General features: G+C 61.3%; 11 protein-coding genes. 4 read left to right on the forward strand and 7 right to left on the reverse strand.

The window, feature by feature from the left end:
• From NW809_RS07850 to NW809_RS07860, 3 genes are all read right to left on the reverse strand, one after another.
• On the reverse strand, positions 1-324 hold a 324-nt coding region (locus tag NW809_RS07850), incomplete at its 3' end, for an AbrB family transcriptional regulator (protein ID WP_414401883.1).
• A complete protein-coding gene (locus NW809_RS07855) occupies positions 321-770 on the reverse strand; it encodes a Fur family transcriptional regulator (protein WP_011430231.1) in 450 nt (149 codons plus the stop codon). The genes NW809_RS07855 and NW809_RS07850, both read right to left, overlap by 4 nt.
• A 34-nt stretch (positions 771-804) precedes the next feature.
• Positions 805-1,128, reverse strand: a complete 324-nt coding sequence (locus NW809_RS07860; protein WP_011430232.1) for a DUF1825 family protein — start codon at positions 1,126-1,128, stop codon at positions 805-807.
• A 151-nt stretch (positions 1,129-1,279) separates the two neighbouring features.
• Here NW809_RS07860 and cobT point away from each other — a divergent pair, with 151 nt between their 5' ends.
• Positions 1,280-2,407, forward strand: a complete 1,128-nt coding sequence (gene cobT / locus NW809_RS07865; RefSeq protein WP_414401884.1) for a nicotinate mononucleotide-dependent phosphoribosyltransferase CobT — start codon at positions 1,280-1,282, stop codon at positions 2,405-2,407.
• On the opposite strand, the gene clpS is transcribed toward cobT, so the two are convergent.
• The 3 genes from clpS to NW809_RS07880 form a co-directional block, all read right to left on the reverse strand.
• The gene (clpS, locus tag NW809_RS07870; protein ID WP_011430234.1) at positions 2,356-2,661 is read right to left on the reverse strand and encodes an ATP-dependent Clp protease adapter ClpS; all 306 of its coding nucleotides are present in this window, start codon (positions 2,659-2,661) and stop codon (positions 2,356-2,358) included. The two genes, cobT and clpS, sit on opposite strands and share 52 nt — an antisense overlap.
• Before the next feature lie 203 nt (positions 2,662-2,864).
• Complete coding sequence (locus NW809_RS07875) at positions 2,865-4,625, reverse strand: hypothetical protein (protein WP_414401885.1); 1,761 nt, start codon at positions 4,623-4,625, stop codon at positions 2,865-2,867.
• 145 nt (positions 4,626-4,770) lie between these two features.
• Positions 4,771-5,166, reverse strand: a complete 396-nt coding sequence (locus NW809_RS07880) for a hypothetical protein (RefSeq protein ID WP_099812140.1) — start codon at positions 5,164-5,166, stop codon at positions 4,771-4,773.
• A gap of 90 nt (positions 5,167-5,256) precedes the next feature.
• Between NW809_RS07880 and NW809_RS07885 the strand changes: the two genes are divergently transcribed.
• The 3 genes from NW809_RS07885 to NW809_RS07895 all read left to right on the forward strand — a co-directional run bounded on the left by NW809_RS07885 (position 5,257) and on the right by NW809_RS07895 (position 8,711).
• Complete coding sequence (locus NW809_RS07885) at positions 5,257-5,931, forward strand: RibD family protein (protein WP_011430237.1); 675 nt, start codon at positions 5,257-5,259, stop codon at positions 5,929-5,931.
• A gap of 607 nt (positions 5,932-6,538) precedes the next feature.
• A complete protein-coding gene (locus NW809_RS07890) occupies positions 6,539-6,739 on the forward strand; it encodes a DUF2811 domain-containing protein (protein WP_011430239.1) in 201 nt (66 codons plus the stop codon).
• 169 nt (positions 6,740-6,908) lie between these two features.
• Complete coding sequence (locus NW809_RS07895; protein ID WP_414401886.1) at positions 6,909-8,711, forward strand: tetratricopeptide repeat protein; 1,803 nt, start codon at positions 6,909-6,911, stop codon at positions 8,709-8,711.
• Here the strand turns inward: NW809_RS07895 and rpaB are convergent.
• A complete protein-coding gene (rpaB, locus tag NW809_RS07900) occupies positions 8,681-9,412 on the reverse strand; it encodes a response regulator transcription factor RpaB (protein ID WP_011430241.1) in 732 nt (243 codons plus the stop codon). The two genes, NW809_RS07895 and rpaB, sit on opposite strands and share 31 nt — an antisense overlap.
• Positions 9,413-9,831: the final 419 nt, after the last annotated feature.

The following is a 9,831-nucleotide window of genomic DNA, read 5'->3' on the forward strand; positions in this document are numbered from 1 at the left end:
GATCCCCAGCCAACGGGAGATCAAGTACCCCGACAAAACTCCCGTGCCCACCGCAATCACCGTACAGAGCAGGGCCGGTCGCCACAGATCTTTCAAGGCCAACAGCGTATCGGCGGTGAGCTTGCTGCCCAAAAGAATGCCCAGCACCACCTGCATGACAAAGCGGATCCCGGCTGGGGGAGCGGGGATCGGGATCGCTCCCCAAACATTGACCAAACCCACTGCTACCATCGAACCCACCAAAGCTCCTGCCGGCAGCCTCAGCTTGACTGCAATCAGGGCGCCCGCCAATCCGATTAACAGCGTCCAGAGATAGTTCATCATTGCGGTTTGGCCTCAAGGCAAGAGGATCGCTGTGAGCCAGGGTTGGAGCTGCTCTCCCCACGGCATTCGGCGCAGATGCCGTAGAAGTCAAGCACATGGTACTCGATGACAAATTGGTAGCGGCTGGCAAGCTGCTCCTCCAGGTCTCCCACTGGGCAATCCGGCAGAGGCACCACCCGCCGACATTCGGTGCAAATGAGGTGATGGCGGTTGTGGCCGTTGCTGGGCAAAACCTGATAGTAGGTCTGCTGATCTCCCAAGTTGACCGCTTGCAGCTTGCCCTCGTTGCGCAGAGCCTCCAAAGCCCGGTAGACCGTGGCCAAGCCAACGCTATGGTTGGCATTGCGCAACTCCAGGAAGATCTCTTGGGCCGAGAGGGGCCGCAAGCTCTGCTTCAAGACTTCCAGGATCAGTTTTTGGCTGCGGGTCTGGCGGGAGGAGGACATGATCCCTTTTCGTTCTGAGGGGTCACCAGCAAGGTTAGCGCTCGGCGTCGGCCTCGGCTTTCATGCGCTCTAGGGTTTGGTGCATTTGGTCGAACATTTGGCTGAGGGTGAGCCCAAACCCCCCAAGCTGGGTTTGCAGTTGTTTGATGGTCATCTGAGCCATAAAGTCGTCGGAGAGCTCCAGCCGCTTCATGAAAATGCGCTGCCGCTCCAGCAATTCTTCCATTCGCTCGATGAAGATTTTTTTGCCTTCCCGGTCGAATTGGCCGTAGCGCTCGCCAAGTCGCATCAGGTTTTGGAAGTCCTGAAACAGCTGCTTGGCTTCTTCTTGAACGATCTCCGAGTCGAAGAAGCTCATGGCCTTTCGTCTGCCCTAAATAAACTGCATTGGGTATACCCATCCTATCCGATCGGGTTGGGGGGTCGCAGTCCCTGCCGTTTTCCGGCCAGTACGGGATCCCGTCCTTCGCTTGGGTGGAGAATGGAGTTTTGACCTGTCTGCCCCGCTTATGTTCCCCTTTCCTGGTGTGAAGGCTTATACGCAGCCGTCTTTGGCCCAGCAGTGGTGCCAACGGGTGCAGGGATCCCGACCGCTGTTTTTGGCCTGCCTGGGGTTTACGGAAACGGCCCTTATTCCCGGCATCTCGGCTGCCGGCGCCACGCCCTCCTTGCGGCGCTACACGGCCCTTGCCGATGGAGAGGTGTTGCTGGGGAACTATTCTCACCGCCTGCCCACCTCTCCCGATGGCTATCCTTCACCGGTGGTGATCAGCCGCGCCGTCCTGAGGGAGTTGGGGATCCCCTGTCGCGTGTTCGACTGTGGTTTGCCGGAGCCTCTGCCGGGGGCAGAAACGGTCAGCGCCAGGGGAATAGCCCGCTGCTTGAGCACAGGGCAGGCTCTGTCTTTGGAGCAGGTGGGATCCCTGTGGCAGGAGGGGTATGAGCGGGGATCCCGGCTGGAGTCGAGCTACTGCGTCATCGGAGAATGTGTGGCGGGAGGCACCACCACGGCGCTGGCAGTGTTGTTGGGGCTGGGCTGGCAAGCAGAGGGCATGGTCAACAGCAGCCACCCGGTCTGTAACCACGCCCAAAAGCTGGCCTTGGCCCGGCAGGGATTGGCCAGACTTCCCGCCAGGGCTACCGCCCCAGAGGTGGTGGCCGCTGTGGGGGATCCGATGCAGCCTTTTGTAGCCGGGCTGGCGATGGCGGCAGCCCAGCGGGGGCCGGTGCTGCTGGCGGGCGGCACCCAAATGCTGGCGGTGCTGGCCCTGATGCGGCGCTGGGGGGAAGAGCAAGGGATCCCCTGGCCCCCGGAGAATGTAGCCATAGGTACCACCCGCTGGGTGGCCGAGGATCCCTCGGGCAATACGGTGGGTTTGGCGGAGCTGCTGGGCGAGGTTCCCCTTTTGGCCACCCAACTCAGCTTTGCCCAAAGCCGCTATGCCCCCCTCCGGGCCTACGAGCGGGGCTATGTCAAGGAAGGGGTGGGGGCGGGTGGGCTGGCCATTGTCAGCAGCCTCTATGCCGGCTGGGGCCAGGCAGAGCTACTGGCCGCCGTTGAGCGCAGCTACGAGCAGCTCGTGCTTCAGGCCGGCTCCAGGGGGGCCATCGTCAGGCCCTCCCGCAGCAACTGTTGATGGTAGAGCTCTGCTTGCTCTTGCGGGCCGACCCAAACCACCGCCTGCCCTTCGGCATCCACCTGCACGGTCAGTTGCCGTGCCAGGGGCAGGGTCATGCCGGGGATGTACTTGAGCAAGCATTCGGTAACATGCTGAAAGGTGTTGAAATCGTCATCCAAGACGATCACCTTGAAGTGGGGGTAGGGCTGGCGAACCCGGGTTCTCGACGGAGACGACTGCTGAGCAGGTCGAGTGGGAGCTTCCGTGGTCATAGCAGCAGAACTCAGGACAACATCTGGATACCTAGGTCACATTCAACTTTCTCAACAGCCAAAAATCGGTCGCTGTTGATTCTGAGTCCATTCTAGTTCCTAGTCTCCAGTGGACGCATGGGGTCTGCCGGCAGCCCGTATTTGCCTTTGGATCCCTTGCCGGTGCAAGAGATGGGAAAGAGGTGCGGATCCCCGATCCGCTCTCACAACATCAGCTCTTGCCGCAGGGAGCGACGGGGCTTTTTGCCACCGAAGTGGCGCTCAAAATAGAGGGCGCTGGCTTGCGACAGGATCCCGGCTTCGACAAGCGCCTGGCAGAGGGATCCCCCAGGGGGTAGGTGCTCTTGGATCTGCTGGATTTGCGCGGCGCTGACCAGCCCCGAAGCCTTAAGGTAGTCGGCCACGTGCCGTCCGCCTGCCAGGTAGACAGAGTAGCCGTCTTCGCTGAAAAACTTGACTGTCTCCGGCTTGAGGCCGCTGTGGTGGGTCAGCACGTCTGTGAAAGTGCCGCCCTCTGTTTCCCAGGCGTGGAGGACGGTTTCGATGCCGGCGTTGTCGAGGAGACCGGCTGCGCGCAACTGGGTCAAGATCCGCCGCACCCAAGGGTTGGCCCGCTGCAGCGCTTCCAGATCTTCTTCTCCCAAATACTCCTGAGGCGGCAGCTCGGCATCTGCGGTCGATTCGGCCACGCTCGCAGTTTGGGTAGCCGGGGCAGGCGACGGCGTCCGGTTGGCCTGCACTTGGGCCTGGAGCTGGCGCACCTGCTCTCGGGCCTGTTGGAGCTGGGCTTCGGTGGACTGCAGATGGCTTTGGGTGGCTTGCAGTTGGGCTTGGACTTCCTGCAGGCGTTCTTGAGTTACCTGGAGTTGGGTCTGGGCTTCCTGAAGTTCCCCCCGCAGCCGGTGGATGGTCTGGCTGGCTTCTTGGCGGGCGTGGGCCAGGTCGGCAATGAGGCGGGCCTTCGTCGATTGGGCCACTTGAAGCTGGTGCTGCTGCTCCTGCAGCGATTGGCTGAGAGCGGCCAATTCGGCTTCCTTGTGCTCAAGAGCCTGGCGCAGTTGAGCCTCAGCTTGCTGATGCTGCTGCAGCCGGGATCCCAACTCTTGCAGCTTGAGCTTGGCCTGAGATTGCCATTCCGTCAGCTCGTGGCAGTGGCGCCGCAGGGTCTCCAGCTCGGCCTGGGCAGCTTGCAACTGCTCGGCCAGTGCCTGGACTTGCGCGGATCCCCGATCTTGCTGCGCTCGGAGCTGCTCCTCCAACTCCTGAATGCGCTGCTGGGCAGCCCTGTGTTGCTCGGATCCCTGCTGGATTTGAGCCGCCAGTTGGGCTTCCAACTCGGCAATGCGCTGTTGCTGCTGGCGGGATTGAGACTCAACGAGCTGCTGTCGCTCCCGCTCCAGTTGCGCTTCTAGGGCGGCAACCTGCTCTTGGTAGCGCTCCAGTTGGGCTTGGTATTGCGCGGTAGCTTTGTGAACTTGCTGCGCCACCTGCAGCGGCGAAGCGTAGAGGGGGGGCTGATCCGGAATGGTGGACCACTGCTCCAGCATCACTTCCCAACTGTTGGCAGCTCCTCGCCGTCGCCGGAGCTGCTGCTGCTTGTCGAGGGCCCACTCCAACCAGTGGGGCTGCACCCAGCCCTGCTGCACCAGGATCTGCCCCAACTTGCGCTCAGGGTGGTGCTTTTGCTGAAGCAAAGCTTGATACACGTGCTCCAGTTCCAGATACCCATGCAGCACCAGGATCTCGCCGATGCGCACCAACTCGACCGGGATAAAGGGATAGAGATCTTGCGGGGCAACCCAGCCGTGCTGCATGCACAGCTCCCCCAACATCAAGGGGTTATCCGCCTTTTCCCACATGGCCTGAGCCAACTGGGCGGGGGTGAGCAACCCCGCTTTGTTGAGGGCTTCCCCCAAACGGATCTCAAACTTTTCCTGGTCGGCTGCAGCTAGGGGAGGGTTCATCGGGCTCCTTCGCTGTGACTAGTAAATCTAGTACATCTCTCGTAGCAGAAAACCCTTGAGGAAGGGAGATTTAAACCTACAAGTTAGCTCGATAAACCGCGGATCCACGGATTTTATTGCAGCGCCCGCTTTGGTTAATTCCTGCTCAGGAGGGCTGTTGTTCTTGGCGTCGGGCAAACTGTTGCAACTGCCTCAGGAGCAGCAACTGCCCCAGTCCAAGGGGCAGGAGGGAGACGGCCTCAACCCGGAGCTGTACCCAGCCGTTGCCCCACATCCAGTCGCAGTAGCCATCGGCTCCGCCCCACATTAGTAGGCGTAGCCGTTTCGGCAGCAGGGTTTCCACCTGGTGCGTGATCGAGACGGGGCCCCACTGGACGGCAAAGGTGCTGCCCAGCTCCAGCCTAGCGGGCAGGGATCCCTGCAACTGCTGCGGCCAGAGCCACTGCTGCAACAGCCCCACCTCGGTCAAGCAGCGCTGCAAGGTCGAGGAACTGGCCTCGACCTCGATGCGGATGGTGGAAGATTGGAATGTCCCGAGCATACTTATCCGGCTGAGGCGACCCCAGAACCGAAGCGGCAGCCGGGGCGACAACTTCTAACTCCATTCTGGCCAATTGTTCGAGAGTTGCCTTTGAAAACAGCTCGTCCTCACGTGGTTGCCATCCTGGCCCAGAGTCTGGACGGCAGGATCGCCACCCACCGCGGGCAAAGGCCCCACTTCGCCAGCGCCGAAGACCACCAGCACCTGGAAACCCAAGCTGCCCGGCAACAGGCTTTGATCATGGGGGCGGCCACGCTGCGGGCCTACGGCACCAGCCTGCGCATCCGGGATCCCGAGCTCATCCAACGCCGACTCCAGCAGGGCCTCTCCCCTCAGCCCCTGACGATCATCTGCTCCGGCAGCGGGGAGATTCCTGAGGATTTGCCGTTTTTTCGCCAGCCCCTCACCCGCTGGCTGTGGACAACTCCCCAGGGATCCCGGCTTTGGCAGAACCGAACCGGCTTTGAAGAGATCTGGGTGGCTGCCGATTGGGATCTGCCGGCACGGCTGGCGCGCCTGCGCAGTTTGGGCATCGAACGGGTGGGGTTGCTGGGCGGGGGCCGGCTTTTGGGGGCGTTTTTGCAGGCAGGGGCCTTGGATGAGCTGTGGGTGACCCTGGCGCCGGTGCTGCTGAGTGGGTATGCCGATGCGCCCGCCAGCATCGAGGGCTGGCAGCTGCAGGGATCCCCGCCCCAACTGGAGCTGCTGGAGTGCCACCGTGGCTCTAAGGAGCTGTTTTTGCGCTACCGGGTCGAGTGGCCCTGAGGGGGCTCGCGAGAAAAATTTTTGGACAAATTTAGATTTCTCAGAAATCCACAGGTTTTCCCCAGACTTTCCACAGAGAGGAGGCCTGTTTTCCACAGGCCTGTGACCTCAGGAAACGGCAGCGAGGGTTTTTGTGGAAAAGTCCAAACTGGAAAGTTCAGACGGATACACCTTGAGAAACGCAACGGGATCGCGCCGTTTTTGCCGATGGCATCAAAGCCGGCGGCGGGCTTGAACAAACTTGGAGCCGCTGCCCAGGATTGACACCCCCCATGGGGCAGAGGGCAGAATAGCCGCACCTGAGGTGAGGGGGAGATTTTCCTGGCAGCTCTCCTCAGAGGCAAAGAACCCTTTGCCCAAAAACTCTATCCCTTCTCCTGCCTGAGACAAGGCCAAGGGGCAGTTTGGTATCCTCTGGCCGCTGCCGGACGGGCTAGGGGCAAACTTCTACACACTGTCTTGCTTTTGGCGGGGCCGATGCGGCCCCCGGCGTACCCAAGTTAGAGAGCTGGGTTGGCTTGTTTTTTCCCTTCTGGGCAGGCCCGGTTTTGGCCGGCTCCTTAGGTTTTCTTGGTTTCCCTGTTAACCCCGAGTAGGTGGTTGGGCTATGGATTCTCCCACCGTCAGCATTTTGAGCGAAATTCCCGAGGAGCTACACGACACCCTCAAAAACTACCTCTCTCGTCACCCCGATTGGGATCAAGATCGGGTCGTAACGGCAGCGCTCTCGTTATTCCTGCTCCAGAGCGGAGACACGGATCGGCGCGCTGCCCGTATTTACTTAGACAGCCTGTTTCGCCGCAACTGAGCCCTCGCAAGGCAAGCGCCGAGGATGGCCCGATTCAGGAGCGGGGGGGTAGGAACGCTCTGTCAAGAACGTCCTATTCACCTGAACTGTTAACCTGAGTAGGGAGATGTCCCGCTGTTGCTGAATACCGGCGGGAAGGGCAAAAAAGGGATCCACCAAGGGAAAAACCGTGCCACAGGGCTTTGGGCGAGGAAAGGGCGACCGGCAGACGGCTGGGCCAAAAGGCCTAGGAAGAGGCTCCGGTCTATCCCCCTTCCCTTCCCCAGAGGCGACCCTGGCGCTGGCCGAGCGCCACCGACAAGCAGGGGATCTGGAGACAGCACTGCACCTCTGCCGGCAGCTTACCCGGGCCCATCCCCACCTGTTCGCCGCCCAGGCGTTGCTGGGATCCCTCTATCTGCAGATGGGGGATCCCCGCCAAGCTTTGACCCCTTTGCAACTGGCGCTGCACCTACGGAGAGATTGGGTGCCGGCCTGGCAGGAGCTGGGCGATGCCTGGATGCTGCTGGGCAACCCGGAGGAGGCGGCGCGCGCCTACAAGCAGGGGCTGGCCTTTGCCCCTAACGACGGGCAACTGCTCTTCCGGTTGGGCAGTTGTTGGCTGGCTTTGGGGAAACGGGAGCAGGCGATTGCAGTGCTGCGACAGGCGGCAGCGGCCCAACCTCCTCAGGCTTATGCGCTGGCAGCTCTGGGCAATGCCCTCCTATTCGACAACCAGCTTGCAGAAGCCGAAGCCTGGTTTCGCCGCGCTCTTGTCCTGGCGCCGCAGGAGGGGCGGATCCTCGTCAACCTCGCCCACTGCCTCCACCTGCAGGATCGTCTGGAGGAAGCAGCCGACTGCCTGCAACAGGCCATCCCGCTGCTGCCAGGGGAGGCGCAGCCCCACAACAACTTGGGCACGATCCTGCAAGAGCAAAACCGACTCGAGGCCGCTATCGAGGCCTATCGGCGCGGCCTGCAGTTGGCCCCCGACTGGCCGGAGATCCACTACAACCTGGGCACGGCCCTGCTCACCCTGGGCCGCTACGAGGAGGGGTGGCAGGAGTACGAATGGCGGCTGCAGCGCCAGGGAGCGGCCTACCCCTGCTTCCCTTTGCCCCTGTGGACGGGATCCCCCTTGGGCCGGCAGACGCTGCTTGTCTACGCCGAACAAGGGCTGGGAGACACAATTCAGTTCGCGCGCTACCTGCCCCTTTTGGCCGCCGCCCATCCGCAGGCCTCCCTCTATTTCCGCTGCCCTCACTCCCTAGTCGAGTTGCTGCGAGCCTCCTTTCCTCAAGTCCAGGTCATTTCCGATACGGATCCCCTGCCTCCCTTCGACTGGCACCTGCCCTTGCTCAGCCTGCCCCACCGCTTGGGCACCACTCTGGAGACGATCCCTGCCTGTCTTCCCTACCTGGTCTGTCCCCCGGAGAGCTCCGCCTGGCCAGAAGAATGGCCTGAGGTTCCTCAGAAGGGGATGAAGGTAGGGCTGGTGTGGGCCAGTGGCCGCCGCGACGACCTCGCCCTCAGCCGGGTGCAGAGGTTAAAAAGCTGTTCTCTTAACCTCTTCCTCGAGTACCTTAATCTGCCCCAGGTGCAGTGGGTTAGCCTGCAGGTGGGTGAAGATCTAAGCCAGGTAGAACCCCTTCTCAAGCAGCACCACGTGGTGGAGCTGGGATCCCGTTTCCGGAATTTTGTTGATACTGCTAGGGCAGTTGCCCAGTTGGATCTGGTAATTAGCGTCGATACTGCCGTTGCCCACCTGGCTGGGGCGCTGGGCAAGCCGGTGTGGGTGCTGCTGCCCTTTGCCGCTGATTGGCGCTGGCTACTGCAGCGGCAAGACAGCCCCTGGTACCCCAGGGTGATGCGCCTATTCCGCCAAGAAGCCCGCGGCAACTGGGTTGGTGTGCTGCAACAGGTGCGGGCAGCCCTGGAAGAGCTACTAAGGGGGATCCCGTCCTACTCCTCGCCTTTTGGAACGATGCGCTGAAACAGATAGCCGGTACCGCGGGCTGTCAGGATAAGCTCAGGGTTGCTCGGGTCATCCTCCAACTTGGCCCGCAGCCGCGAGATGTGGACATCCACCACCCGCGTATCCACGTGGCGCTCCGGCGTGTAGCCCCACACCTCTTGCAAAATCTCGGCGCGGGAAAACGGCTCCCCCGACCGGCTGACCAGCAGCTCCAGCAAACTAAACTCCATCCCCGTCAGGCGGATGCGCTCGTCCCGCTTGTAAACCTGCCGCTTGTTGGTATCGATGCGAAGATCCCCCACCTGAATTACCCCTGAGCTGGGGATCCCTTCATGGGACGACCGCGCCACCCGCCTCAGCACCGAACGAATGCGGGCCTCCAGTTCTTTGGGCGAAAACGGCTTAACCACGTAGTCGTCTGCCCCCAGTTCCAAGCCAGTAATGCGGTCGGCCACGTCCCCCAACGCCGTGAGCATGATGATCGGGATGTCGGATTCTTTGCGCAACTCCTGGCAGACCCCGTAGCCATCCAGCTTCGGCATCATCACATCCAGCACCACCAGGTCAGGATCCTGCTTGCGAAAAACCTCCAGCGCCTCCTCTCCGTCGGCAGCAGTAACCACGTCGTACCCGATCATCGAGAGGCGGGTCTCCAAAATGCGGCGGATGCTGGCCTCATCATCGACCACGAGAATCCGTTCTTTGCGCTGGGCTTCCACGGTGCTGCAACTCCTAAACTTCTAAATGAAAAGGATTGGAAAAAATTGAGGTGAGCGCGAACTCGAGGTGGTCAGATGCAGCCTCCTCAGGGGCTCCTCCTGGAGGGGTGGACTCACCCCGGGAGCTGCAACGCTGCCAAACCCTTGTTTGTCGGCAACGGAAACCGCAACCCAAGGATGGAGCTTCAGAAAACAAACACCGAAGGCTCGCCCGGCAGTCGATTCAATCTTGTTAAAAGCGCCAACTTCAACTTCACTTGCTCCTGCTCGGTAGCACAGGTGTGGCACTCCTCCCCAAACGCTACCCCGGTCGACCGCCGCCAAACCTGAGAGGCCTTCGTAAGAAGTTACTAAGAGGTTACTTTCTACCACCCAATTTATCATCCAGAAGCGGCTGCTAACCCGCCTTAACCCTTTAT

This window comes from Synechococcus sp. WC101 (assembly GCF_047461555.1).
Classification (GTDB): Bacteria; Cyanobacteriota; Cyanobacteriia; order Thermostichales; family Thermostichaceae; genus Thermostichus.

Excerpts from the sequence above, each read along its gene's own strand:
- NW809_RS07855 (WP_011430231.1), bottom strand. The coding sequence starts at position 770 with ATGTCCTCCTCCCGCCAGACCCGCAGCCAAAAACTGATCCTGGAAGTC.
- NW809_RS07860 (WP_011430232.1), bottom strand. The coding sequence starts at position 1,128 with ATGAGCTTCTTCGACTCGGAGATCGTTCAAGAAGAAGCCAAGCAGCTG.
- cobT (WP_414401884.1), top strand. The coding sequence starts at position 1,280 with ATGTTCCCCTTTCCTGGTGTGAAGGCTTATACGCAGCCGTCTTTGGCC.
- clpS (WP_011430234.1), bottom strand. The coding sequence starts at position 2,661 with ATGACCACGGAAGCTCCCACTCGACCTGCTCAGCAGTCGTCTCCGTCG.
- NW809_RS07875 (WP_414401885.1), bottom strand. The coding sequence starts at position 4,625 with ATGAACCCTCCCCTAGCTGCAGCCGACCAGGAAAAGTTTGAGATCCGT.
- NW809_RS07880 (WP_099812140.1), bottom strand. The coding sequence starts at position 5,166 with ATGCTCGGGACATTCCAATCTTCCACCATCCGCATCGAGGTCGAGGCC.
- NW809_RS07890 (WP_011430239.1), top strand. The coding sequence starts at position 6,539 with ATGGATTCTCCCACCGTCAGCATTTTGAGCGAAATTCCCGAGGAGCTA.